Origin of the sequence: Sulfitobacter maritimus (assembly GCF_013346665.1) — a bacterium.
In the GTDB taxonomy this organism is placed as follows: domain Bacteria; phylum Pseudomonadota; class Alphaproteobacteria; order Rhodobacterales; family Rhodobacteraceae; genus Sulfitobacter; species Sulfitobacter maritimus.
Genome location: NZ_JABVBB010000034.1, coordinates 79944 through 104755, shown reverse-complemented (window position 1 = coordinate 104755; position 24812 = coordinate 79944). Strand labels below are relative to the sequence as shown.

The following is a 24812-nucleotide window of genomic DNA, read 5'->3' as shown; positions in this document are numbered from 1 at the left end:
AAATGCCCGGCCGCTTCCCGCAACCCAAACGCGGCGTCACGGATGCTGCATGATCCGACAGGATTTGCCCCGCTATGACCGAGACTCTCCTTCCCACCGCCGAGGGCATCACCCGCGCCGCAGAACTGTTGCGTGATGGGGCTCTGGTCGCCCTGCCGACCGAAACAGTCTACGGCCTTGGCGCGGATGCGCGCAACGGGGCGGCGGTGGCCGGTATCTATGCGGCAAAAGGGCGGCCCAGCTTTAACCCGTTGATCGTGCATCTGCCTGACGTGGAGACAGCCAAACGCTATGTCGAATGGTCGGATGAGGCTGATCGGCTGGCGCAGGCGTTCTGGCCCGGTGCAATGACCTTGGTGCTGCCGCTTAAACCAGACAACGGGCTGTCGTCGCTTGTCACCGCCGGGCTGCCGAGCCTCGCCCTGCGGGTGCCGGCTCATCCGGTCATGCAGCAGGTTTTACAGACACTGCAAGGGCCAGTGGCGGCGCCATCGGCCAATCCGTCGGGCAAGATCAGCCCGACCACCGCGGCGCATGTCTTGGCTGGGCTGAGCGGCAAAATCGCTGCGGTGCTCGACGACGGCCCCTGCTCTGTGGGTTTGGAAAGTACGATCATCGGGCTTACCGCCGCGCGCCCTGCCCTGCTGCGTGCCGGGGGGCTGCCGAGCGAAGCCATTGAAGCCGCGCTTGGCCAACCCTTGGACAGTGTGGCGGGGGACGAGATCATCGCGCCGGGTCAACTGACCACCCATTACGCCCCGCGTGCGGCAGTACGGTTAAACGCCCAAAGCGCGGCACCCGGCGAAGTCTTACTCGGTTTTGGGACTATGGCCTGCGACCTCAACCTGTCACCTTCCGGTGATCTGACGGAGGCGGCGGCAAACCTGTTTGACCATCTGCACCAGCTTGACGCGACAGGCCGCCCCATCGCTGTCGCACCGATTCCCGATCACGGCTTAGGCCGCGCCATCAATGATCGATTGGCCCGCGCCGCTGCGCCCCGCTAGGCCCGCCCCGCAGTTGCCGACAGGCTAAGCGGGTCAACCCCGAGCGACTGCAAGGCCGCGCTCCATTTTTCGGCATCCGGCAGACCCAGCACTAATTCAGTGGTCGCCGCACAGGTCAGCCAGCCGTTTTGCGCAATCTCCGCTTCCAACTGACCCGGCCCCCATCCGGCGTAGCCCAGCATCAGCTGCGCCTGCTCGGGGCCTTTGCCACCTGCGATATCTTCGAGGATGTCGCGGGTCGCTGTCATCGCAATGCCATCGCCAACGACTAAAGTCTCAATCGCGGATTTATAGTCGTCCGAATGCAGGACAAAGCCGCGCCCTGTCTCAACCGGCCCGCCAAAATGCACGGCCAGCGATTTGGCATGCGCCGGGCTTTCGTCGACCAGTTGCTCCAGCACATCCGCCAGACGCAATTCTGGCGCGGGCTTATTAACCATCAGCCCCATGGCACCTTGATCGGAATGCGCGGTTAGATAGATCACGGCATGGGCGAAACGCGGATCTCCCATGCCCGGCATTGCCACCAAGACCTTGCCCGTCAGTTTCATTGTCTGACCCGTCAAAGCGAACCTCCAAATGCCAACCTCTAGGCGAACATGACCCCTGTGCGGCCACAAAACAAGAGAGGACCCCCACCGCAGCGCCCGATCGGCGAAACATGGATGATGTAAATGTGACTTGGCAGGCGAAGGCAGATGCCGCATCAATGCCGCATGAAAATATCGCATCTCGTCACCGCCTTTCTAACCTGCCTGACCCTTGCACAGCCCGTGGCTGCGCAGCAAAGCGGCACGCCTTTGCAGGGGGATCTGCTGACTGGTTGGCAGCAGGCCGACGGGCGGCGGGTGGCGGCGATCCGGCTGCGTATGGCGCCGGGGTGGAAGACCTACTGGCGCAGCCCCGGCGATGCGGGCATCCCGCCTGAGTTCGATTGGTCAGGCTCGGACAACCTCGCGGATGTGGCGATCACATGGCCTGCGCCCAAAGTGTTTTACCAAGCGGGTGTGAATTCTATCGGTTATGCGCGCGAAGTCATCTTGCCGCTCACGCTCACCCCACGTCGCGCCGATCAGCCGGTCGATCTGGATGTTGAGATCGATCTGGGCGTGTGCAGTGACATCTGCCTGCCCCAGACCGTCAAGCTGAACGCGCTGCTCGACAGTACCAGCCAAAAACCCATGCCCGCCATCGCGGCGGCTTTTGCGGCGCGCCCGTACTCCGGGGCCGATGCAGGGCTGAAACGCGCCACCTGTCGCCTGCACCCCACCGCGCAGGGGTTGTCGATCGAAACCCGTCTGACCCTGCCACCCACCGGCGGTAAGGAGACGGTGGTGATCGAACCGGGCACGGCAGGCTTGTGGATGAGCGCGACCGAAAGTGAGCGCCGGGGCGATACGCTGATCTCCACCGGGGACCTGATCGCAGAGAATGGCCGCGCCTTCGCGCTGGACCGCTCGAACATTCGCATCACGGTGATCGGCTTGAAACACAGTGTCGAGATCAAGGGCTGCACCCCCGCCTGATCTCACTTGCGCCGTTGGTGTTCGTCCAGACGCGGCATGATTTCGACGAAGTTGCAGGGCATGTGGCGGTAGTCTAACTGCTTGAGCAGGATACCATCCCACGCATCCTTACAAGCGCCCGGACTGCCCGGCAGCGCGAAGAGATACGTCCCCTGCGCGACCCCCCCGGTGGCGCGGCTTTGCACGGCGCTGGTGCCGATCTTCTCCATCGAGATTATCGTGAAAACCGTGCCGAAAGCGTCGATCTCTTTCTCATAGACATCTCGGTGCGCCTCGACCGTCACGTCGCGGCCTGTAAGTCCGGTGCCGCCAGTGCTGATCACCACGTCAATCTGAGGGTCCGCGCACCAATCGCGCAACCGTGCCGCGATGGCTGGGCGGTCATCGGTCACGATCTCACGGGCCGCCACGACATGGCCTGCCGCCTCAATCCGCCCGACCAACGCATCGCCAGAGCGGTCCTCGGCCATGCTGCGGCTATCCGAAACCGTCAAAACGGCAATCCGCACCGGAATGAACTCGCGGCTCTCGTCAATCCTGCTCATGTACGCTCCATCATTGCCAGTCGGGCCGCCAAGGCCACGAAAATGCCACTGCTGATCCAGCCAAGCACCCGCCCGCCGCCTGCCAGCCGCTTCCCGATCCCGGCAGCAAAAACGCCAACCGCGCCGTTGATCACAAAGCCGCCCAAGGCCAGCACCGCGCCAAAGGTCAGGAACTGCGTCAAGACCGGTCCAGCGCTCGGCACGACGAACTGCGGCAGAAAGGCCAGCACGAAAAGGATCACTTTGGGGTTGGTTAGGTTGACCACGAACCCGGTGTTGAACGCCCGCCAACCGCCCATGCCCGGTGTCACGTCACGTGGCCTCCCAGCCTGTCGCAGGGTCTGGACCGCAAGCCAGAGCAGATAGGCCACGCCCAGCCAACGGATCACATCCAGCGCCCACGGCATGGCGGCAACCAGTGCTCCCAACCCCAGCCCTGCCAGCGCCACATGCACCAGCACACCTGCAGAAATCCCCGCGCTCGCCGCCAGCGCCGCGCGCGGACCAGAGCGCAGGCCTTGTCCCAGACAGAACATCATATCCGCCCCCGGCGTGAGGTTCAGCGCCAAAGCGGCCGGTACAAAGGCCAACAGGGTCAATGCGTCAACCATCGCGCAGCCGCGCCTTCAGGCTCAACAAGTCCGCCCAAGCCTCGCGTTTGAACGCCGGGTTGCGCAGCAGGTAAGCCGGGTGAACCATAGGCAAACAGGGCAGACCCGCAGCCTCCGTCCAAGTGCCGCGCAGGCGGATGATGCCGCGTTTCTCTAGCAGGGTTTGGCAAGACCAATTGCCCACCAGCACCAGAAGCTTGGGCTTGGCCAATTCGATATGCCGCAGCACGAAGGGCCGCATCATCGCTATCTCATCGGTCTTTGGATCGCGGTTCTGCGGTGGCCGCCATGGCAGGACATTGGTGATATAGACGTTTCGGTCGCGCCCCATGTCGATCGCGGCCAGCATCCGGTCCAACATCTGCCCCGCGCGGCCCACGAAAGGTTTTCCCGCGCGGTCTTCCTCCCGGCCCGGCGCTTCGCCAACGATCATCACCGGCGCGCCCGGCACACCGTCCGAAAACACCAGATTGCGCGCGCCCTTGCGCAGCTCGCAAGGCTCGAACCCTTCGACAGCGCTGCGCAACTCTTCCAAGGTCTGGGCCGCCTGCGCCGCCTGACGGGCGAGCAACACTGGATCGGGTTTGAGGGGTTGCGGGCCTTTCGCAGCAGCCTTCGCCTTGGGCACGCTCGCGGGCACCTCATAGCGGTTGACCGGGGCGTCACAAATCGCCTCGGTCGCGCCCAGTTCCACCTGCCATGCCAGCAGTTCCGCCGCCTGATGATAATCCAATGATTCCATAGCCCCAGCTTACGCCCTGCGCAGGCGGACCTAAATGCCCTATCGCACGCCTTGCTGCCGCGCCTTTCCCGCGCCTATAAGGCGGCAACAGCAGAAGGGATCGCCACCATGTCATTCGCCCATCGCCACCTGCTTGGCATTGAACAGCTGTCGCAGTCCGACATCACCACCCTTCTGGATTTGGCCGACCGCTATGCCGACCGCAACCGCCAGCCGAACAAACATTCCGATGCGCTGCGCGGGCTGACGCAGATCAATATGTTCTTTGAAAACTCCACCCGCACGCAGGCGAGTTTCGAGATCGCGGGCAAGCGCCTTGGCGCGGATGTGATGAATATGGCGATGCAGGCGTCATCAATCAAAAAGGGCGAGACGTTGATCGACACCGCGATGACACTGAACGCCATGCACCCTGATCTTTTGGTCGTGCGCCACCCGCAGTCCGGCGCGGTGGATCTTTTGGCGCAAAAGGTGAACTGCGCCGTGCTCAACGCGGGCGACGGGCGGCACGAACATCCCACGCAGGCGCTGCTCGACGCGCTGACAATCCGCCGTGCCAAGGGGCGGCTGCATCGGCTGAGCATCGCGATCTGTGGCGACATCGCACACAGCCGGGTGGCGCGGTCGAATATTCTCCTTCTGGGCAAGATGGAAAACCGCATCCGCCTTGTCGGCCCGCCCACGTTGATGCCAAGCCAGATCGACCAATTCGGCGTCGAAGTGTTCGACGACATGAAAAAGGGTCTCGAAGGTGTCGATGTGGTGATGATGCTGCGGCTTCAGAAAGAGCGGATGGACGGCGGCTTTATTCCTTCGGAGCGGGAGTATTACCACCGCTACGGGCTGGACGCCGAGAAACTCGCCCATGCCAGTCCCGACGCGATCGTCATGCACCCCGGCCCGATGAACCGCGGGGTCGAGATTGACGGCACGCTCGCCGACGACATTAACCGTTCTGTTATCCAAGATCAGGTGGAAATGGGCGTCGCGGTGCGCATGGCGGCGATGGACCTTCTGGCGCGCAACCATATGGCCGCTCAGCCCGATAGCGTGTGACGCGGAACCCCGGCGGGGCTGTTGCGTTTTGTCTGTAACAACGCAAAGGAAACCGCCATGTCCTCCACAAACGTCGCCGCACAAGAAGCCGGCAAAGTCCGGGTTTACGCTCTTTCCCTTTCAGATGCCGAAGCGCAAGCCATGCGCGATGATAGTGCCGCACAGGCCGCAGCGCTTGGGGTCGACAAGCTCGACGGGACATATACCGAAGTCTTTCGTGTCTCCGATCTTGATACATTAGGGCTAGCCGGGTATCTGCGCGACGGAAACGGGGTCTACCCTGAGCAAATCGAAGCGGATCGCAGCAAGCTCGGCGCGCTCGACGGATGGGTGATGGTGGTCTACTCCCGCGCATTCGGCGGCGAATCTCGGCAACTCGCCCCCATTCCCGCGCTAACGCATATCGGCACATACGACGAAGGCGGGCCTGATACACCGGTGCAAGCTATGGAAGCCGAAGCCGCGCAGCCCTATACCGGCATTCCGCGCGTGGAGCCTGCTACCCCGGCCAAACAAAACAGCAATAAAACGATGATCATCATCGCTGCTGTGGTGCTCGTCCTCTTGGTTCTGTGGTTGTTGATCACCTAACGCAGACACGGTTCTGTCTGGCCTCCGGGGGGCGGAAGCGGTAGGATAGACCTATGCAAGAACCGAAACCTGATCCGAAGATGTCTGGCCGCGTTGCGATGGTGGCCCTGCTCGTTGCCTTTGGTGTGGCAGGGCTCATGGTCTGGATCGGCGGATAGCCTGCGAAAACCGCTTGGTTCAGGGGGCGATTTGGGGCATGACACCCGCCAATCACTCCAGACGATAGGCCCGCCATGACCCAGCTTTTCACAAATTTGCGTTTGCTCGACCCTGAGGCTGGATCATTGGCCCCGGCCGCTGTGCTTGTGCGCGATGGTTTGATCGCGGAAGTGATGGATGCGGCGCCGGAAAATCCGGCGTCAAATACGACAGTTATTGACTGTGGCGGCCATATCCTCGCCCCCGGCATTATCGACCTTGGCGTAAAGGTCTGCGAGCCGGGTGAGCGGCATAAGGAAAGCTACCGCTCCGCCGGGCAAGCCGCGGCGGCAGGTGGGGTCACGACGATGGTAACGCGCCCTGACACCGAACCGGCGATTGACAGCCCTGAAACGCTCGAATTCGTAACCCGCCGGGCCAACGAGGCGGCACCGGTAAATGTTTTGCCGATGGCAGCGCTCACCAAAGGGCGTGAGGGCCGCGAGATGACGGAGATCGGTTTCCTCATGGACGCCGGCGCTGCGGCTTTCACCGATTGCGATCGGGTTGTCACCGACACAAAGGTCTTCTCCCGCGCACTTACCTATGCCCGGAGCCTTGGCGCTCTGGTCATCGCCCACCCCCAAGACCCCGGCCTCAGCAAAGGCGCTGCCGTCACCAGCGGTAAATTCGCCTCCCTGCGCGGCCTGCCTGCGGTGTCACCTATGGCGGAGCGCATGGGGCTGGACCGCGACATCGCCCTGCTTGAGATGACAGGTGCGCGGTATCATGCAGATCAGATCACGACGGCCCGCGCCCTGCCCGCGCTGGAACGTGCCAAGCGCAACGGGCTCGACATCACTGCGGGGGTCGGCATCCATCACCTGACCCTGAACGCGCTCGACGTGGCGGACTACCGGACCTTTTTCAAAGTAAAGCCGCCGCTGCGTGATGAGGATGACCGTTTGGCCGTCGCCCATGCGGTTGCCAGCGGGTTGATCGACATCATTTGCTCTATGCATACGCCACAGGATGAGGAATCCAAACGCCTGCCCTTTGAAGAGGCGGCGAGCGGGGCGGTGGGGCTGGAAACGCTGCTCCCCGCAGCCATGCGCTTGGTCCATGCCGAGATTATGGACCTGCCGACGCTCTGGCGGGCATTGTCCCTAAACCCGGCCAAACGTCTTGGCCTGCCGGGCGGACGGATCGCTGTGGGGGCGCCAGCGGATATGGTATTGTTCAACCCCGATGCACCCTTTGTGCTGGACCGTGCCACGCTCCGCTCCAAGTCGCGCAACACCCCCTTTGACGGGATGCGCATGCAGGGTAAGGTGCTGGCAACTTATGTAGCAGGCACCTGCGTATTTGAGGCGAATTGATGCCCCCGATCGAGACAACAATCGAGATGATCCTTCTTTGGACCGTGATGGGCTATATCATCGGCTCTATTGCCTTTGGCATGGTGCTGGCGCAACTGATGGGGCTGGGCAATCTGCGCAGCATCGGGTCGGGCAATATTGGCGCGACCAATGTATTGAGGACGGGCAACAAGAAAGCGGCGGCGCTGACCTTGCTGTTGGACGGGGCCAAGGGCGCGGTGGCAGTGCTTTTGGCGCGGGCCTTTGCAAATGAGGATGCCGCACAGGCGGCGGCTTTGGGCGCGATGATCGGCCACTGCTATCCTATCTGGCTCGGCTTTCGCGGCGGCAAGGGCGTGGCGACGTTCCTTGGCATCCTGCTGGCATTGGCTTGGCCGGTGGGACTGGCTTGCTGTGCCGTTTGGGCCGCGGCGGCGGCGCTGACCCGTATTTCGTCCATGGGCGCATTGGCCGCGGCGGCAAGCTCAACCGTCTTTATGGTGCTGTTCGGCTATGGGGAGATGCTGATACTTGGCATCGCGCTAACGCTGCTGATCTTTTGGCGCCATCGCGACAACATCCGCCGCATCCGCGCAGGAACGGAATCGCGGATCGGGCAAAAGGGCTGACGCCGCAAATAGCGGCATCAGCACAACATTAGTTCAGTAGGAATACTCAGCGTAAATCCGGCTCAGATCGCCGTTCCACGGTCCGTGGTAATCCGCCAGCAGATCATCCGCAGGCACGCGTCCCGTCTCAATACTGTCGCGCAGAGCGTTCAGGAAATGCGTCTCATCCGGGACCAGCCCACCTGCGCCGGGACGGGCGCGGGCTTTCAATCCGGCTTCAGACAGTGCCACCGCTTCGCGTGCCAAATCATGCATTTTCAGCCCACCAACCTCGGCCTGCAACCCATGGGTGGACGCGGCAACGCGCAGTTCCTCGCGTGTTTCGGCATCCCAATCTTTGACCATATCCCACGCGCCATCCAGCGCAGACTGGTCGTACATCAGCCCCACCCAGAACGCAGGCAGCGCACAAAGACGCCGCCATGGGCCACCATCAGCGCCGCGCATTTCGATGAACTTTTTAACCCGCGCTTCGGGGAAGAGCGTGGTCAGGTGATCGGCCCAATCGCTCAGCGTCGGCTTTTCGCCGGGCAGCGCGGGTAACTCACCTTTCAGGAAATCGCGGAAGGACTGGCCAAGCGCGTCGATATATTTGCCGTCGCGGTAGACGAAATACATCGGCACATCGAGTGCATATTGCACCCAAGCCTCAAACCCGAAGCCCTCGTCAAACACAAACGGGATCATGCCCGTCCGCGCGTCATCCAGATTGCGCCAGACCAGCCCGCGGGTGGACTTCACACCATTGGGCTTGCCGTCGAGAAAGGGCGAATTGGCAAAGAGCGCATTGGCCACCGGCTGCAACGCCACCGCGACACGCATCTTTTGCACCATGTCGGCCTCAGTCGCGAAGTCGAGATTGACCTGAACGGTGCAAGTGCGGCGCATCATAGTGGTGCCCATGGTGCCGACCTTTTGCATATAGCCGTCCATCAGCTTGTAACGGCCCTTGGGCATTAAATCCATCTGCTCATGCGACCATTCGGGCGCAGCCCCCAGACCGATGAAGCCGACGCCAATGTCATCGGCCACGTCTTTGACTTCGCGCAGGTGGGTGTTCACCTCGTCGCAGGTCTCGTGAATGGTCTCGACCGGTGCGCCGGAAAGCTCCAACTGACCGCCCGGCTCAAGGCTGATATTGGCCCCGTCCTTCTCCAACCCAATGAGCTTGCCGCCCTCTTCCACCGGCGCCCAACCGTGCCGGTCGCGCAGCCCTTCGAGCATCACGCGGATCGAGCGCGCGCCCTCATAGGGCAGTGGTTTGTGCGTATCCGTGCAATAGCCAAATTTTTCGTGTTCCGTGCCGATGCGCCAGTCTTCTTTCGGCTTACAGCCGTCCGCCAGATACTGTGCCAATTGGTCGTGATGTTCGATCGGGCCACCGCCGGATTGAGGAATGGACATATGCGTAGGCTCCGTCTTGGAATATCGTCGTTACCCAGCAGGGATGGGCGGAATTGCCGGGGCTGTCAATGCAACAGCACATGCGCCGGGCGTAACGGGGGGCGCTCCCATATCACAACCGTGTCACGGCGGGTCTTGCGCAGCTCAAAAAGCATCCGCTCGGTGCGCAGGCCCGGCAGGGCGGCGAAGGCATCAAACAGCGCCTCTGATCCGGCAGCATTGACCGGGATCAGCAGCGGGGCGGTGTCGTCGTTTGGCTCTAGCCGCCAATGAGCGGGGAACATCTGTCGGTCGAGGCTGAGCCGCTGCAACTCACGCAGCGCCACCGTGCCGCCGGTGAGCGGACCGAAATAGGTGATCTGCCCTTCGACAACCTGCACCGCGCCTGCGCCATCGCCATTGTCGCGAAACCGCGCGCGTTGCGCACCGAGCCAGATCAGCGCCGCGCCGCCCGCCAGCGCCGCATAGCCCGGTACCGCCAAAAGGTACCCCGGCCCGGCGACCAGCCAGAGCCCAAGCAGCAAAAGCGCCCCACCAACGAGCGCTTCGCGCCAGCGCCAAAGCTGGTCGCGGGCCCCTGCACGCAGGAAACTCATGGGGTTTTCTTTCGCATTACCAATCCCCTAAGGCTTGCTGCCACATCGTCATCGCCGCCACTGCCGCCGTATCGGCCCGCAGGATGCGCGGCCCCAAGGTCACCGCATGGGCGTGGTCAAATCCGTGCAACCGCTTGCGCTCAACTTCGGAAAACCCGCCTTCGGGACCGATCAGAATGGCCCACGGCCCTTGCGCGTTTGCAGGTAGCGCCCCGCTTTCGCCCGCCAAGGTTTCATCGCAAAACATGATCTGCCGCGTATTGTCCCAGCCGTCTAGCAAACGCCCGAGCTTTTGCGCCTCGGCGACCTCAGGGACAAAGGTGCCGCCGCATTGCTCTGCCGCCTCGACCGCATGGGCCTGAAGGCGTGTCTGTTGAACGCGACCGGCGTTGGTGAAATCCGTCATCACCGGGACGATGCGCGAGGCACCCATCTCGGCGGCCTTTTCGACGATGAAATCGGTGCGGGTCTTCTTGATCGGGGCAAAGAGGAGCCACAGATCAGGCGGCATCTGCAAAGGCCGGGTCTGCTCGCGACAGGTCAGCACCCCGCCACGCTTGCCTGCCTCAGTCACCTCGGCCAGCCATTCGCCGTCGCGTCCGTTGAACAGCAGTACAGCTGCCCCAAGCGCCTGCCGCATCACCCCAAAGAGGTAATGCGCCTGCTCGCGCGCCAAAGGAACCGTTTGCCCCTGCCCCAAGGGCTGATCTACATACAATCTGATTTTCGCATTCATGGGGCCAGATATATGCATAACCCGCCGCCTTCGCCAGATGCTCCTGTGGCAGATGCTGTGGCCGACAACTGGGTCGACCGCTATGCCCCGGCCGGCCTGCGCCCCTATCTGCGACTGAGCCGCGCGGATCGGCCCATCGGCACATGGCTGTTGCTACTGCCCTGCTGGTGGGGGCTGACGCTGGCGATCCTGTTTGACCAGTCGCCGCGGTGGGAGGATTTGTGGATTTTTGTCGCCTGCGGCTTTGGTGCGTTCCTCATGCGCGGCGCGGGTTGCACTTGGAACGACATCACCGACCGTAACATCGACGGCAAGGTCGCCCGCACCCGCTCGCGGCCCATCCCATCGGGCGCGGTGTCGGTGAAACAGGCGTTGGCATGGATGGTGCTGCAAATGCTGCTGGCGCTGATGATCCTGCTCACCTTCAACCAAGCGGCGATCGCCATGGGGGTGTTGGCCTTGCTTCCGGTGGCGGTCTATCCCTTTGCCAAACGTTTTACGTGGTGGCCGCAGGTCTTTCTGGGGTTGGCGTTTAACTGGGGTGCGATGCTGGTCTGGACGGCCCATGCGGGCACGCTGCACGCCCCTGCTGTTGTACTTTACCTCGCGGGCATTGCTTGGACGCTGTTTTATGACACGATCTATGCCCATCAGGACGCCGAGGATGACGCGCTCATCGGCGTCAAATCCACCGCGCGGCTGTTTGGCGAAAACTCTGACAAATGGCTGCGGCGCTTTCTGATGGCCACTGTCGGGCTGATGGGGATCGCGGTGATCTATGCGGGTCTGCCCAACGCTTCAGTTCTGGCGCTGGCAATCGCGCTTGGCGGGCCTTGGGCGATGGGTTGGCATATGGCATGGCAGTTGCGCGGGCTGGATACGACGGACAACGCCAAGCTCTTGCAGCTCTTCCGCGCCAACCGCGACACCGGCATCATCCCGCTGCTGTTTTTCGCGGCAAGTCTTCTGGCCTGATTGCACCCCCGGCAGGAGGCGCGTATCAAGTCGCAAGCTTAACAATCAGAAGTCTGCATATGCGCCTGTCCGCTATTTTCATGATCGCCCTGACCTTTGCAGCCGCAGCGGTGGTCTCTTTGGTGGCGGCGAGCTTTTCGGTGCAACTGATCGAAGACACCTCTGAGATCGGCGTGCGCGATGCGCTCGACGACCAAGGCATGACATGGGCAGAGGTGCAGGCGGATGGGCTACAGGTGACTTTGGCAGGCATCGCCCCCACAGAGGCCGTGCGGTTTCGGGCGCTGTCGACCGCTGGCACCGTGGTCGATGCCGCCCGTGTGATTGATGAGATGGAGGTCGAGGCGCAATCCGGCATCGCTCCCCCACGATTCTCAGCCGAGGTTCTGCGCAATGATGCCGGCGTGTCGGTCATCGGACTGATCCCTAGCAGCACAGACCGCGAGGCCCTGATCGACGCTTTCAATGACATGGCCGGGGATGCGACGGTCATGGATCTTTTGGAATCCGCCGATTACCGCGCCCCCGAAGGCTGGGAAGACGCACTGGACTTCGCCGTCTCCGCCATGGCCGACCTGCCACGGGCCAAAGCCTCCGTTGATGCGGGCCGTGTGGTTATCACCGCGATTGCCGACAGCGCCGCCGCTAAGGCCAAGATGGAGCGCAAGCTGCAACGCGCCGCCCCATCTTCGCTGCGCCTCACCCTCGACATTGCCGCACCGCGCCCGGTGATCACCCCCTTCACCCTGCGTTTTGTCAAAGACGAAGACAGCGCGCGCTTTGAGGCCTGCTCCGCAGATACCGAAACCGCACAGGACCGCATCCTGAAAGCCGGGATCGCCGCAGGGGCCGCAGACAGTGCGAGTTGCACCATCGGCCTTGGCGTGCCGAGCCCTAACTGGTCCAAAGCGGTGGTGCAGGCGATTCAGGCGCTGGATCAATTGGGCCAAGGCTCCATCGCCTTTGCCGACGCTGACGTGACCCTCATTGCCGCACCCGGCACGGACAGCAACGCCTTTGACCGTGTGGTCGGTGAGTTGGAAAACGCCTTGCCCGAAGTCTTTGCGCTAACCGCGAAACTGCCCAAGGTCGAAGACCCCAACGCGGGTCCGCCGGAGTTCACCGCGACCCTATCACCAGAGGGGCAGGTACAACTGCGCGGGCGGCTGAGCAACGAAGGGCTGCGCGATCTGGCCGACAGCTATGCCAAGTCGCACTTTGGGTCCGACAAGGTCTACACCGCTGCCCGTTTGGATGACGACTTGCCGGATGACTGGCCCACACGTGTACTGACCGCGCTGGAAGCGATGGCGACCCTCGCGAATGGCTCGGTCCGAGTGACCCCGGATCAGCTACGGGTGGTCGGCAACACCGGGAACAAGGATGCCGACACCAAAGTGGCTTCGCTCTTGGCTGACAAGCTGGGCGAAGGGGCGGACTACAGCATCGACATTACCTATCAGGAAAAGCTGGACCCTATTGCGGGCCTGCCCACACCTGTGGAATGCGAAGCCGAGATTCGGGCGATCCTGAAGGTGGGCAAAATCACCTTTGAGCCGGGCAGCGCCACCATCGACGCCGCCGCATTGGGCACTATGGACGACATTGCAGAGGTGCTGAAACGCTGCGGTGACCTGCCGCTCGAAATTCAAGGCTACACAGACAGCCAGGGCCGCGAATCAATGAACCTCGCCCTGTCGCAAAGCCGGGCGGAATCGGTTTTGAACGAATTGCGCGCGCGCCGGGTGTTGACGTCCTCTTTCCTTGCCAAAGGTTACGGTGAGGAAAACCCCATCGCGGACAATAAGACCGAAGCAGGCCGCGAGGAGAACCGCCGCATCGAATTCCGCCTGATCCAGCCTGAAGAGACCGAGGACGACAGCGAAACAGCGCTGGAATCCGCCGACGAAACAGGCGATACCACCGCAGAAGAGATCGGAGAATCCGACGCAACCGAAGAAGGCAGCGGTGATGAGCAGAACTGAGTTTGTCCTGGCCACGGCCATCATTCTTTTCGTAGCCTTCTGCATGGGATGGTTCGCCAATTGGCTGCTGAACCGCTTTACCCGCGTGGCTGCCGACGACGTGGCCCAGCTTGACCGGATGAGCCAAGAACTTCACGAGGCCGAAGAAACCCGCGATCAGGCGATCACCTATCTTCAGCAGCGCGAAGCTGAGTTGACCAACCAACTGGCCCAGACCGAAGCAGAGTTGCGTGCCGCGATGGACGGCCTGCGCGATGCACGTCACGAGGCCGAAGAGATGCGCGCCTATATTGAGCGGCAGAAAGCTTAACACCCCTACCCCCGGAGGCCGGCAATGGCGAAACTCGCACATAGTATGATCCGCGTTTTGGATGAGGCCGTCTCGGTGAAGTTCTACGAGGAGGTCTTTGGCCTCAAAATTGCAGACCGTCTGAATTTCGACAGTTTCACCCTGATCTACCTGCGCGATGCGACGGACGATTTTGAGCTTGAACTGACCGTCAACAAAGACCGCGACACGCCCTATGATCTTGGTGATGGCTATGGTCATCTGGCCTTTGTCGTCGACGACCTTGAAGCCGCCCGCGCCACCGCGCTGAAGGCAGGCGCCCATCCGCGTGAGATTGTAGATTTTCGCCCAGCAGGCGAGACCGTTGCGAAGTTCTTCTTCGTGGCGGACCCGGACGGTTATCAGATTGAAGTCATCGAAAAAGGCGGCCGCTTTCGCTAAAGCCGCGCCTTACCAGCGCTTCAGCGCCGCCTCGTCCTCGTCCTTGGCGGCAACCCAGCTTTCGCCTTTGGCCGTGATCTCGCGCTTCCAGAATGGAGCGCGGGATTTGAGGTAATCCATCAGGAAATCAGCCGCGTCAAAAGCGCTCCGACGGTGTCGCGCGGCGGTGGCGACCATCATGATCTGCGCTCCCGGCACCAGCCGCCCATAGCGGTGGATTACCAAGACGTCCTGTAGATCAAACCGCGCCACCGCCTGCGCCGCGATGTCGTGCAATGCCTTTTCGGTCATACCGGGGTAGTGCTCAATTTCCATCGCTTCCAGCGGCGCGTCATCGAGATCACGCACGACGCCGGTGAAGGTCACAATGGCGCCGCTGCTGCCCTCTCCCTGCGCGAAAGCGGCTGTCTCGGCTGCCAGATCAAAGGGCTCCTCTTGCACCACCACCCGCATGGCTTAGCCCCCTGTCATCGGCGGGAAAAAGGCCACCTCGCGGGCGCCCGCCAGTGGGGCATCGAAATCGGTCAGTTCCTGATCTACGGCCACCCGAAGCGCGCTGAGGTCGGAGAATGCCACCGCGTAGCGTTCTTCGCGCCCGCGCAGCTCCTCGACCAATTCCGCCACCGTTGCGGCAGTGCTGTCCACCCGTTCGCGCGGCAGGCCGATCCGTTCGCGCACCCATGCGAAATAGAGAATATCCATCAATGTTTCTCCTTCAGATGCGGTAGCGCCTTTAGCAGATAATCCGCCCCTGTGATCGCGGTGAGCACCGCGGCAATCCAGAGCAGGATCAAGCCCAACACCCCGGCCCATTCCATTCCGGCAAGTTTCCAGCCAAGCCCCAAATGGTCCTCAACCTCACCGTTTAAAATTGCCTGAACCATCTGCTGGTCCATACCGAACACGCTCATGCCAAGGTAATGTTCGAACACGCCTTGAGAAAACAACACGGCGATCGCAATCATTTGCAGGGTGGTTTTCCACTTGGCCAGTTGCGTTACCTTCAACGTGCCAGACACATCGCCGAGATATTCCCGCAGACCCGAGACAAAGACCTCGCGAAACAGGATCAGCGTGGCGGGCAAGACCAGCCATGGCGACCAACTGGAAAAGGCTACGATGACCATCAGCGCGATCACCACCATCGCCTTGTCAGCAATCGGGTCCAGCATGGTGCCGATCTTGGTTTCCTGCTTCCAAGCACGGGCAAGGTAGCCGTCGAACCAATCGGTGATCGCCGCCCCGACAAAGAGCACCAGCGCGAACCAGTCCGCATAGGGCCGCGTAAAGTACAGAAACATGACCGCCACGCCGGGGGCCGCGACCAGCCGAAGCAGGGTCAGGATATTGGGCAAATTCCACTTCATGGCCGTATCCTATCTTGCGTCGACCGGGGCTGAAAGGACGAAACTGCCCCGCGTCTGCCGTATCAGCATTAACGGCGCAAAGCTGCGTTTGAGATCAGCCACGCTCATGAAAATAGCTGTAAATCGTCTCGGCTAAGGCGTCGGATACCCCATCGACTGCTTTGAGATCGCTCAGGTTTGCGCGACCTACCGCTTTGGCCGAGCCAAAATGCGCCAAAAGCGCCCGTTTGCGCGCTGCTCCCACACCCGGCACATCATCAAGCGGCGTGGCGCTGACCCCTTTCGCGCGTTTGGCGCGGTGGGTGCCGATGGCGAAACGGTGCGCCTCATCGCGGAGCCGCTGCACGAAGTAGAGCACCGGATCATTGTGCCGCAGCGCCATGACGCGTTTGCCGACGCGGTGGAACTCTTCCTTGCCCGCATCCCGGTCGATCCCCTTGGCCACGCCGACCATCGGGATATCCTCCACCCCATGCTGCGCCATGATCGAGGCCACAGCACTCACCTGCCCGGCCCCGCCGTCGATCAGCAGCAGATCGGGCCAAAGCCCGCGGCTGCGGTCCGGGTCTTCCTTGATCAGCCGTTTGAAGCGCCGGTGCAGCACCTCTTTCATCATGCCAAAGTCATCACCGGGGGTCAGGTCATCGCCGCGGATGTTGAACTTGCGGTATTGGTTTTTCATCATGCCTTCCGGCCCCGCGACAATCATCGCGCCCACGGCATTGGTACCTTGGATGTGCGAGTTGTCGTAGACTTCAATCCGCTCCGGCGGTTTTGGCAGGTCAAAGGCCTCGGCCAAGCCTTGCAACAGTTTGGTCTGCGTCGCTGTCTCGGCCATCTTGCGGGCGAGGCTCTCGCGGGCATTGCGCAGCGCGCCGTCGACCAGTTCGGCCTTTTCGCCGCGCTTGGGCACCAGCAATTCAACCTTGCGGCCCAGCTTGCCGCTCAGGGCTTCGGCCATCAGATCAGGGTTCTCGATCTCATTACTCAGGATCAACTGGCGCGGCGGTTCGCGGGTGTCATAGAACTGGCCGATGAAGGCCTCCAGCACCTCGGCCTCGTCTACATCCGCCCCAACACGCGGGTAGTAATCGCGGTTGCCCCAGTTCTGGTTGGCGCGGATGAAAAAGACCTGCACACAGGCCTGCCCGCTTTCCATATGCAGGGCGATGATATCTGCCTCTTTGACCCCCTGCGGGTTGATGCCCTGCGCGGTCTGAACCTGCGTCAACGCCTTGATCCGGTCGCGCAGCGCAGCGGCGCGTTCGAACTCCATCGCGGCGCTCGCCTCTTCCATCTCGCGGGCAAGGCGGCCCTGAATCTCGGTGGATTTGCCACAGAGAAAGCGCTCCGCATCCCGCACCGTCTGGCGGTAGTCTTCGGGTGAGATTTTGCCCACACAGGGCGCCGAGCATCGCTTGATCTGATGTTGCAGACAGGGGCGCGTGCGGCTGTCGAACATGGCGTTGGAACAGTCGCGCAGCAAGAACACCCGCTGCAATTGGTTGAGCGTCCGGTTTACCGCCCCTGCACTGGCGAAGGGGCCATAGTAGCTGCCCTTTTCCTTCTTCGCGCCTCGGTGTTTTTTGATCTGCGGATAGTCGCTGTCTGCCGTCACCAGAATATTGGGGAAGCTTTTGTCATCGCGCAGCAGCACGTTGAACTTGGGCTTCAGTTGCTTGATCAAGTTCTGCTCAAGCAAAAGCGCCTCAGTCTCCGTTTTGGTGGTCAGAAACATCATTGACGCGGTGTTGGCGATCATCCGAGAAATGCGCGCGGAATGACCCGTTGGACGGGCATAGGAACTGACCCGCGCACGCAGATTGCGCGCCTTCCCGACATAGAGAACGCGGCTCTCTGCATCCAGCATCCGGTACACCCCGGGCGAGGAATCCAGCGACTTCAGGTAGGCTTGGATTACCTTACGGCCCTGCGGTGGTGGCGTGTTTGAAGGAGTGGTCATGGCTGTGTCTGATTCTCGTCGAGCGCTGCAATAGGACGTAGATGGGGGCAAGGCTTAACATGTCCACCAAAGATGTGGATAACTCTGTCCGTAACTTCTGGGCATGTGGGATTCTTCGTTGTTTTTAACATGGTTCGTCGGTTTGCCTATTTTTTAGGCACCTCCACAAATTGCTGTTATTGCTTAATTTTATCTCTACGCCAAAACAAGCCTCTGAAAACAAAGGGGATTCAGTAACGCTTTGTTCATACTCATTACCACAGTGCAAAACTTCCCGCATTATCGGCGTTTTCGGGGGGCGAACGGGGCATTTGGCCATTGTAAGTGCAGGCCATAGTTGCTGGGCCTCAGCACCCCAAACTCACCGGCGAATCTAGGGGGCGGAAGCGTTTTGCGCGCCTGCTAGCGTATCCATAGCGAACCGTACAGCGATCCGGACACTGCCCGCCTAAGCGCGCCAGCATCCGTCCTATGCGTCGCGCTCTTTAGATCAGGATCACGACGACATAGAGCACATAAAGCACGCTGAGCGCGATACCCCAAAGCCGCGTGATATCGCGCCTCAAATAGACGAAGGGGATCAAGAGCAGCGATGCCGCCAACATGACCCAAAGGTCAAAGCGCAGGAACGAGGGGTCGACCGAGATTGGTCCGACAAGACTGGCAATGCCGATGATCGCCAGCAGGTTAAACATATTCGACCCGATGACATTGCCGAGCGCCACATCCGCCTGCCGCCGCAGCGCCGCCATGACGGTGGTTGCAAGCTCAGGCAGCGAAGTTCCCACGGCGACCAACGTCAAGCCAATCACCGTATCGCTGACCCCATAAGTCTGTGCGATGATCGTCGCGTTATCCACCAGCAAGTTCGCCCCCAGAGGCAAGCCAACCAGACCGAGGATCAAGAACAGAGCGATCTGCCAGCCCGCCATATTCGGGTCAGCCCCTTCCGGTTCTTCCAGATCGTCCGCTCCGGCCCGCTCCGCGCGGCGGTGGTCTTTGGCGTCGTCGAAAGCGTCATAGAGCATATAGGCCAGCCCGCCCAGCAGGACGAGGCCAGCGATCCAGTCAAAGACCCCCCGGAAGGCCAGCGCGATAAATAGCAGCGAAGCGGCGATCATCTGGTTATAGGTCTTGCGGGTATTACACTCCGACGTATGCATCACCGCAAGCAGCGCCGGGATGCCCAGCACCATCAAAATATTGGCTGTATTGGACCCAACCACATTGCCAAGCGCCAGTCCGGGCGCATTGTCCAACACCGCCTGAACCGAAATCAGCAGTTCAGGGGCGGATGTGCCAAAGGCCACAATGGTCAGGCTGACGATCAACGCTGGCACGCCAAGGCGCAGTGACAGGTTCACCGCTCCCTTTACCAAAGCATCCCCCGCAAACAGCAGGATCACGAGGCCAAGCCCTGATAGCAGCCACGGCATTACCATTAACGATCTCCCTTACAGGCGCATGCGCCCTTACCAATACGATACCGTCCGCAGTCACGGCATTTGGTCCGGGGCAGGCGCTTGCCTCCCAGCCAATGCATTTTCCCAAACCAAGCCAAAAGGCCCATGGCCACCAGAAAGAGCAGAACGATCTTGAAAATCATGCGCTAGAGACCAAACCGCGCGTAGGCCGCGCGTTCCTCTATGCCCTGTACCGCGTCTTGCACCATCTGCACGCCAAAGCGCGACAGCAGCCCGCGTTTGACACCATAGCGGCGCAGTTTGACCTTCTCACCAAAGCGCTCCTTCAACAGGGGCTTCAGATGGCCAATTCCGTCGATCAGCCCCAGCTCGGCGGCGCTTTTTGCTAGCCAGATTTCCCCGGTAAAAAGGTCCTGCCCCTCAGGCAGCTTGCCCGCACGGCGAGTCTTCACATGGTCGATGAAATTCTCGTGGATGTCTTCCAACAGCACCTTCAAGCGGGCGACATCCTCAGGGTTTTCAGGGCGGAACGGGTCGAGCATGGATTTGCTCTGCCCTGCCGTATAGACGCGCCGCTCGACCCCATGCTCGCGGATGAACTCATGAACGCCAAAGCTGGCCGAGATCACCCCGATGGAGCCCACGACCGAGCTTGGGTCCGCGTAAATCTCATCCGCTGCAGCCGCCAACCAATAGCCACCAGAGGCCGCGACATCTTCAACGAAAGCGATGACGGGAATGTTCTTTTCCTCCGCCAGCCGCCGGATACGCGCGCCGATCAGAGAGGATTGCACCGGGCTGCCGCCGGGCGAGTTAATCTCAAGCGCGACAGCGGCGGGCTTGCCCTTGGCAAAGGCCTTTTCGATAACCGGACCCATGGTGGCATCGTTCAACACCGCGCGGCCCTGCGACCCGATCATGCCGGAAAGCCGGATTACGGAAACGCTGGGCGGGGATTTAAGGAAGGGCAGCCGAATTCTCATTCCTGTCATGTAGAACGCCCACCGCGTGCAAACAAGGCGGGCGCCCAAGTTTCGCAGCCCTCAGGCCCGCAGACGCCAGCCGGTGCGGAAAATCCACCAGATCACGCCAAGGCAAAGCGCGGTAAACAGCGCGATTGCCGCAAGGCTGGTGAGGATCGGCACATCGGCAGAGCCGAAAAACGCCCAGCGGAAGCCCGAGATCAGATAGACCACCGGGTTGAAATGCGAGATCACTTGCCAGACCGGCGGCAGCATCGAGATCGAATAGAAAGACCCGCCAAGGAAGACCAGCGGCGTGACGATCAAAAGCGGCACCAGTTGCAACTGCTCGAAATTCCCTGCCCAGATGCCGATGATAAAGCCCATCAGCGCGAAGCTGATACAGGTCAGGATCAGGAAGGCCACCATAGCGATGGGATGCTGGATGGTGATATCGACAAAGAAAAACGCGGTGATCAGGATGATGGTGCCGATGAACAACGCCTTGGTCGCCGCCGCGCCGACATAGCCGATGACGATCTCGAAAAAGTTGATCGGGGCCGAGAGCAGCTCGTAGACCGTGCCGATGAACTTCGGGAAATAGATACCGAATGAGGCGTTGGAGATCGACTGCGTGATGACGCTCAGCATGATCAGCCCCGGCACGATAAAGGCGCCGTAGCTTACGCCCTCGACCTCTTCGATACGGCTGCCAATGGCGGCGCCGAAGACGACGAAGTACAGCGAGGTCGACAACACCGGGGAGATGATGCTTTGCGTGATGGTGCGGAAGAAACGCGCCATTTCAAAGGCGTAGATGGCTTTGATCGCGGTCCAGTTCATGCCGCATCCTCCTGAAGCAGACCGACGAAGATATCTTCCAGACTGCTTTGCCGCGTCGCCACGTCTTGCAGCACCAGACCGCTTTCGGCGACCTTAGAGAGCAGCTTGGTGATTCCCGTGCGCTCGGCGTTAGTGTCATAGGTGTAGATCAGCGATTGCCCGTCCGCCGAAAGTTCCACATCCAGCAACTGCAGCGCCAGCGGCACTTCGGTAATCGGCTCGGTCAGTTGCACTTCGAGTTGCTTCTTACCCATCCGCGCCATCAGCGCGTTCTTCTCTTCGACCAGCAGCAATTCACCCTTGGCGATAACACCGATCCGGTCGGCGATGGCCTCGGCCTCTTCGATGTAATGGGTGGTCAGGATGATCGTCACGCCCGAGGCTTTCAACCCCGCCACGATCTCCCACATGTCCTTGCGCAGTTCTACGTCCACGCCCGCAGTAGGCTCGTCCAGAAACAGCACCTGTGGGTCATGCGACAGCGCTTTGGCGATTAGCACGCGGCGTTTCATCCCGCCCGAAAGCTCGCGGATCTGACTGTCTTTCTTGTCCCAAAGCGAAAGTTGCCGCAGGATTTTCTCCAACACCGCCTCATCCGCCGGGCGGCCAAACAGCCCGCGTGAGAAGCGCACCGTGTTTAGCACTTTTTCAAACGGCTCCAGATTGATCTCCTGCGGGACCAGCCCGATCATCGAACGGGCCGCGCGGAAGTCGTCTTTGATGTCATGGCCGCCGACGGTCACCTTGCCGCTGGTCGCGGTGGTGATGCCGCAGATGGTCGAGATCAGCGTCGTCTTGCCCGCCCCGTTGGAGCCTAAAAGGGCCAGAATCTCGCCCTGCTCGATCTGCAAGTTGACCCCTTTGAGCGCCTCGAAACCGCCCGCGTAGGATTTGCGCAGGTCCTGAATATCCACGATGGTCGGCATGGTCGTCTCCGCTTTGCTAAGGGGAGCAACCTAACTGGCTTTGGCTTGAGTGAACAGATGGGTTCAGGTTTTGGTGCGGCCGAACCAGCCCTTTTTGGCGGGGGCATCCTCTTCGGCGGTCTCCGGCTCCGCCTCATCCTCGGCCGGACCTTCGAGCGAGGATTGCAGATTGTCGAAAAACTGATCCGCCATTTTCTTGGCAAAACCGTCGATGATCCGGCTACCAAGCTGCGCCAGCTTCCCGCCGACCTTGGCCTCGACGTCGTAGCTTAACTCGGTGCCGCCGTCCTTCTCAGCCAGCCGAACCTCCGCGCCCCCCTTGGCGAAACCGGCAGCGCCGCCCTTGCCCTCGCCTGTGATGGTCAACGCCTCATTCGGCACCAGATCGGAGAGCGTCACATGGCCTTTGAACGTCGCCTTCACCGGGCCGACCTTCTGCACCACCGTGGCGTCGTAGCCCTCTTCAACCGAGCCGGTGACATCCTGAGCGCCGGGCACGCAGGTTTGCAGCATCTCAGGGTCTAACAATGCGGCATAGACCTCGGCGGGGGTGGCGGCGATCTGGCGGGTGTCGGACATCTGCATGGTGGCTCTCCCTCTGGCGTATCCCACCAGCTTAACGGGTAAATCTGCGCAAACCAATGTCAAAGCGCTGGACCTCTCACGCCGGGCTGGTAGGTCTTTAGCATGACAACTACTCCTCATAACCGCGCCGGTCTGGCGATTGGGCTGATCCTTCTCGGCGTGGCCGCGATTTCGGTCAATGACATGCTGATCAAACGTCTGTCGGGCGGCTATCCGCTGCATCAGATCGTCTTTACCCGTTCGGGCATTGGGCTGTTGCTGGGGTTGGTGCTGGTCAAGCTCGAAGGCGGGTTTAACCTGCTCAAGACACGCCAGCCGGGGCTGCATCTACTGCGCGGGTTGCTGATCGTGGTCTCGAATATGTCGTTCTTTCTCGCGCTGTCTGTCCTGCCACTGGCTGAGGCCACCGCGCTGTTCTTCGCCGCACCTTTGTTCATCACACTGCTCTCGATCCCGCTTTTGGGCGAGAAGGTCGGCCCGCTGCGTCTTGGCGCTGTGATCGTCGGGTTCATCGGCGTGGTCATCATGATGCGGCCTTGGGCCAGCACGGCGACGCTTGAGGTGTCCCGCTGGGTTCTGCTGCTGCCGGTACTGGCGGCACTGACCTATGCGCTGAACCAATTGATGACCCGCAAGCTGGGCGTGAACTCCAAAGCTTCGGCGCTGATGGTCTATATTCAAATGGCCTTTGTCGCAGTGTCGCTGGGGTTTTTCCTGATCGCGGGCGATGGGCGGTTCGTGGATGCGGGCAGCAGCGCGTCACTGCAATTCTTGCTGCGGGCATGGGTTTGGCCGGCGGAGGAGGATTACCTCACCTTCCTCGGCATCGGCCTGAACATCGCGCTGATCGGCTATTGCTTGAGCCAAGCCTACAGGTTGGGCGATGCGGCCACCGTGGCGCCCTTTGAGTATATCGGCCTGCCGCTGGCGGTGTTCTGGGGCTTCGTGATTTTCGGTGACCTGCCGGTGTGGGAGGTTTGGGTCGGGATCGCGCTGATCCTCGCTTCGGGTCTTTTCGTCTACCTACGCGAGCGCCAGAAGGCGCTGCGCGTGACACGTTTGCAAGGCGGGCGGCGGGCCTAGCGCGCCACCTCGACCACCACCTTGCCCGTCGCCTTGCGGTCGCGCAGCAGGGCCAGCGCTTCGTTGGCCTGTTCCAGTGGCATGACGTTGCTGACATGGGGTTTCAGCTTTCCGGCGACATACCATTTGATCAGCTCGGCGAAACTGTCGGTCAGGACCGAGGGTTTGATCTTGGCATAGCCACCCCAGTAAAAGCCCAAGACGGTGAGGTTTTTGACCAGCAGGATATTGGCCGGGACCTGCGGGACTTCGCCACTGGCGAAGCCTAGGGGGATCAGCCGCGCTTCGGGGTTGCAGGCGCGCATGGCGGCTTTGAACTGGTCACCACCCACCGGGTCATAGACCACATCGGCGCCGCCCAACTCCTTGACGATGGCGCGGATGTCGTCGGTCTCGGAATTGATCAGGTGATCGGCGCCCGCTTCTTTGCAGACCGCAAGCTTGTCTGCGCCGCGTGCCACGGCAATCACCTCAGCCCCCATCAGCTTGCCCAGTTCCACCGCCGTTAGGCCAATGCCCCCCGAAGCGCCCAAGACCAACAGCCGCTCACCCGGTTGCAGCCGCGCCTTATAATCGAGCGCCACGTGGCTGGTGCCATAGGCGATCAGGAAGGCCGCCGCGTCGACAGAGGTCATCTCTTCGGGGATCGGCACACAGACGGCGGCGGGGATGGCCGCATATTCTGCGAGCCCGTTAAATCCGGTGTAGGCCGCGACACGCTGGCCAACTTGCAGGTGATCGACCCCTTCGCCCAAAGCGGTGATCGTGCCGGCCATCTCCATCCCCAAGGTGAAGGGCAGCGGCGGCTTTTCCTGATAGGTGCCTTTGATGATCAGCAGGTCGCCAAAGTTCAGCCCACAGGTATCGACTTGGATCAGCACCTCGCCCTGCCCCGGCATGGGCATCTCAAGCTCTTGCAGGGTGAGCGGTTCGTCATAGGCGGTGACTTGCATGGCGCGCATCGGGCTGTCCTTTCGTGCTGCTTTGCGCCGAAAAGGCCAGAAGCGCAGGCGCTTGGCAAGGCCCAGCC

28 protein-coding genes are annotated in these 24812 nt (G+C 61.3%); 11 read left to right on the top strand and 17 right to left on the bottom strand.

Going from position 1 to position 24812, the window contains the following annotated elements:
- Positions 1-74: 74 nt before the first annotated feature.
- Positions 75-1007, top strand: a complete 933-nt coding sequence (locus tag HTT03_RS10560) for an L-threonylcarbamoyladenylate synthase (RefSeq protein WP_174859748.1) — start codon at positions 75-77, stop codon at positions 1005-1007.
- Here the strand turns inward: HTT03_RS10560 and HTT03_RS10555 are convergent.
- On the bottom strand, positions 1004-1558 hold the full coding sequence (locus HTT03_RS10555) for a YqgE/AlgH family protein (protein ID WP_174860323.1): 555 nt from the start codon (positions 1556-1558) through the stop codon (positions 1004-1006). The genes HTT03_RS10560 and HTT03_RS10555 overlap by 4 nt on opposite strands.
- A 165-nt stretch (positions 1559-1723) precedes the next feature.
- On the opposite strand from HTT03_RS10555, the gene HTT03_RS10550 reads away from it, so the two are divergent.
- On the top strand, positions 1724-2533 hold the full coding sequence (locus HTT03_RS10550; RefSeq protein ID WP_174859747.1) for a protein-disulfide reductase DsbD domain-containing protein: 810 nt from the start codon (positions 1724-1726) through the stop codon (positions 2531-2533).
- Positions 2534-2535: 2 nt separating this feature from the next.
- On the opposite strand, the gene moaB is transcribed toward HTT03_RS10550, so the two are convergent.
- Genes moaB through HTT03_RS10535 form a run of 3 tightly spaced genes read right to left on the bottom strand, consistent with a single transcriptional unit; the run spans position 2536 to position 4431 of the window.
- Positions 2536-3078, bottom strand: a complete 543-nt coding sequence (gene moaB, locus HTT03_RS10545) for a molybdenum cofactor biosynthesis protein B (protein ID WP_174859746.1) — start codon at positions 3076-3078, stop codon at positions 2536-2538.
- Entirely contained in the window at positions 3075-3689 is a 615-nt protein-coding gene (locus HTT03_RS10540; protein ID WP_174859745.1) for a LysE family translocator, read from the bottom strand. The genes moaB and HTT03_RS10540 overlap by 4 nt, the downstream gene beginning before the upstream one ends.
- Positions 3682-4431: a uracil-DNA glycosylase gene (locus HTT03_RS10535; RefSeq protein ID WP_174859744.1), complete on the bottom strand. Its 750-nt coding sequence runs from the start codon at positions 4429-4431 to the stop codon at positions 3682-3684. The genes HTT03_RS10540 and HTT03_RS10535 overlap by 8 nt, the downstream gene beginning before the upstream one ends.
- Positions 4432-4539: 108 nt before the next feature.
- On the opposite strand from HTT03_RS10535, the gene HTT03_RS10530 reads away from it, so the two are divergent.
- The 4 genes from HTT03_RS10530 (at position 4540) to plsY (ending at position 8203) form a co-directional block, all read left to right on the top strand.
- Positions 4540-5487 (top strand): aspartate carbamoyltransferase catalytic subunit, encoded by a 948-nt coding sequence (locus tag HTT03_RS10530; protein ID WP_174859743.1) that lies wholly within the window; start codon positions 4540-4542, stop codon positions 5485-5487.
- A gap of 57 nt (positions 5488-5544) precedes the next feature.
- Complete coding sequence (locus HTT03_RS10525; protein ID WP_174859742.1) at positions 5545-6078, top strand: hypothetical protein; 534 nt, start codon at positions 5545-5547, stop codon at positions 6076-6078.
- A 233-nt stretch (positions 6079-6311) separates the two neighbouring features.
- Positions 6312-7595 (top strand): dihydroorotase, encoded by a 1284-nt coding sequence (gene pyrC / locus HTT03_RS10520; protein ID WP_174859741.1) that lies wholly within the window; start codon positions 6312-6314, stop codon positions 7593-7595.
- Positions 7595-8203: a glycerol-3-phosphate 1-O-acyltransferase PlsY gene (gene plsY, locus HTT03_RS10515; RefSeq protein WP_174859740.1), complete on the top strand. Its 609-nt coding sequence runs from the start codon at positions 7595-7597 to the stop codon at positions 8201-8203. Before pyrC ends, plsY begins: the two co-directional genes overlap by 1 nt.
- 33 nt (positions 8204-8236) lie before the next feature.
- Here plsY and HTT03_RS10510 read toward each other — a convergent pair whose 3' ends face one another.
- The 3 genes from HTT03_RS10510 to HTT03_RS10500 form a co-directional block, all read right to left on the bottom strand.
- Positions 8237-9607 (bottom strand): glutamate--cysteine ligase, encoded by a 1371-nt coding sequence (locus HTT03_RS10510; protein ID WP_174859739.1) that lies wholly within the window; start codon positions 9605-9607, stop codon positions 8237-8239.
- A 65-nt stretch (positions 9608-9672) separates the two neighbouring features.
- Entirely contained in the window at positions 9673-10203 is a 531-nt protein-coding gene (locus HTT03_RS10505; RefSeq protein ID WP_174859738.1) for a hypothetical protein, read from the bottom strand.
- Positions 10204-10219: 16 nt separating this feature from the next.
- Positions 10220-10939 carry a 16S rRNA (uracil(1498)-N(3))-methyltransferase gene (locus HTT03_RS10500; protein WP_174860322.1) on the bottom strand — a complete coding sequence of 240 codons (720 nt, stop codon included), beginning with the start codon at positions 10937-10939 and terminating at the stop codon, positions 10220-10222.
- 12 nt (positions 10940-10951) lie between these two features.
- Here HTT03_RS10500 and ubiA point away from each other — a divergent pair, with 12 nt between their 5' ends.
- The 4 genes from ubiA to HTT03_RS10480 are packed head-to-tail and all read left to right on the top strand — an operon-like array spanning position 10952 to position 14629.
- Positions 10952-11914, top strand: coding sequence for a 4-hydroxybenzoate octaprenyltransferase (ubiA, locus tag HTT03_RS10495; protein ID WP_174859737.1), 963 nt, complete (start codon positions 10952-10954; stop codon positions 11912-11914).
- A 59-nt stretch (positions 11915-11973) separates the two neighbouring features.
- On the top strand, positions 11974-13899 hold the full coding sequence (locus HTT03_RS10490) for an OmpA family protein (protein ID WP_174859736.1): 1926 nt from the start codon (positions 11974-11976) through the stop codon (positions 13897-13899).
- Positions 13886-14209 (top strand): hypothetical protein, encoded by a 324-nt coding sequence (locus HTT03_RS10485; protein WP_007118939.1) that lies wholly within the window; start codon positions 13886-13888, stop codon positions 14207-14209. The genes HTT03_RS10490 and HTT03_RS10485 overlap by 14 nt, the downstream gene beginning before the upstream one ends.
- Before the next feature lie 24 nt (positions 14210-14233).
- Positions 14234-14629, top strand: a complete 396-nt coding sequence (locus tag HTT03_RS10480) for a VOC family protein (protein ID WP_174859735.1) — start codon at positions 14234-14236, stop codon at positions 14627-14629.
- 9 nt (positions 14630-14638) lie between these two features.
- Here the strand turns inward: HTT03_RS10480 and HTT03_RS10475 are convergent, their stop codons facing one another.
- The 9 genes from HTT03_RS10475 to HTT03_RS10435 form a co-directional block, all read right to left on the bottom strand.
- Positions 14639-15082: a molybdenum cofactor biosynthesis protein MoaE gene (locus tag HTT03_RS10475; RefSeq protein ID WP_174859734.1), complete on the bottom strand. Its 444-nt coding sequence runs from the start codon at positions 15080-15082 to the stop codon at positions 14639-14641.
- A 3-nt stretch (positions 15083-15085) separates the two neighbouring features.
- Positions 15086-15331 carry a molybdopterin converting factor subunit 1 gene (moaD, locus tag HTT03_RS10470; RefSeq protein ID WP_174859733.1) on the bottom strand — a complete coding sequence of 82 codons (246 nt, stop codon included), beginning with the start codon at positions 15329-15331 and terminating at the stop codon, positions 15086-15088.
- A complete protein-coding gene (gene pgsA / locus HTT03_RS10465) occupies positions 15331-15996 on the bottom strand; it encodes a CDP-diacylglycerol--glycerol-3-phosphate 3-phosphatidyltransferase (RefSeq protein WP_174859732.1) in 666 nt (221 codons plus the stop codon). The genes moaD and pgsA overlap by 1 nt, the downstream gene beginning before the upstream one ends.
- Before the next feature lie 94 nt (positions 15997-16090).
- Complete coding sequence (gene uvrC / locus HTT03_RS10460) at positions 16091-17959, bottom strand: excinuclease ABC subunit UvrC (protein WP_174859731.1); 1869 nt, start codon at positions 17957-17959, stop codon at positions 16091-16093.
- A 485-nt stretch (positions 17960-18444) separates the two neighbouring features.
- Positions 18445-19401 carry a calcium/sodium antiporter gene (locus HTT03_RS10455; protein ID WP_246253454.1) on the bottom strand — a complete coding sequence of 319 codons (957 nt, stop codon included), beginning with the start codon at positions 19399-19401 and terminating at the stop codon, positions 18445-18447.
- 167 nt (positions 19402-19568) lie between these two features.
- Positions 19569-20366 (bottom strand): S49 family peptidase, encoded by a 798-nt coding sequence (locus HTT03_RS10450; RefSeq protein WP_174860320.1) that lies wholly within the window; start codon positions 20364-20366, stop codon positions 19569-19571.
- Positions 20367-20426: 60 nt separating this feature from the next.
- Positions 20427-21188, bottom strand: coding sequence for an ABC transporter permease (locus tag HTT03_RS10445; RefSeq protein ID WP_067629772.1), 762 nt, complete (start codon positions 21186-21188; stop codon positions 20427-20429).
- Entirely contained in the window at positions 21185-22114 is a 930-nt protein-coding gene (locus HTT03_RS10440; RefSeq protein WP_174859730.1) for an ABC transporter ATP-binding protein, read from the bottom strand. Before HTT03_RS10440 ends, HTT03_RS10445 begins: the two co-directional genes overlap by 4 nt.
- A 63-nt stretch (positions 22115-22177) precedes the next feature.
- Positions 22178-22699 (bottom strand): SRPBCC family protein, encoded by a 522-nt coding sequence (locus tag HTT03_RS10435; protein WP_174859729.1) that lies wholly within the window; start codon positions 22697-22699, stop codon positions 22178-22180.
- 102 nt (positions 22700-22801) lie between these two features.
- Here HTT03_RS10435 and HTT03_RS10430 point away from each other — a divergent pair, with 102 nt between their 5' ends.
- A complete protein-coding gene (locus tag HTT03_RS10430) occupies positions 22802-23782 on the top strand; it encodes a DMT family transporter (protein WP_174859728.1) in 981 nt (326 codons plus the stop codon).
- On the opposite strand, the gene HTT03_RS10425 is transcribed toward HTT03_RS10430, so the two are convergent.
- On the bottom strand, positions 23779-24744 hold the full coding sequence (locus HTT03_RS10425) for an NADPH:quinone oxidoreductase family protein (RefSeq protein ID WP_174859727.1): 966 nt from the start codon (positions 24742-24744) through the stop codon (positions 23779-23781). The two genes, HTT03_RS10430 and HTT03_RS10425, sit on opposite strands and share 4 nt — an antisense overlap.
- Between the last annotated feature and the right edge of the window lie 68 nt (positions 24745-24812).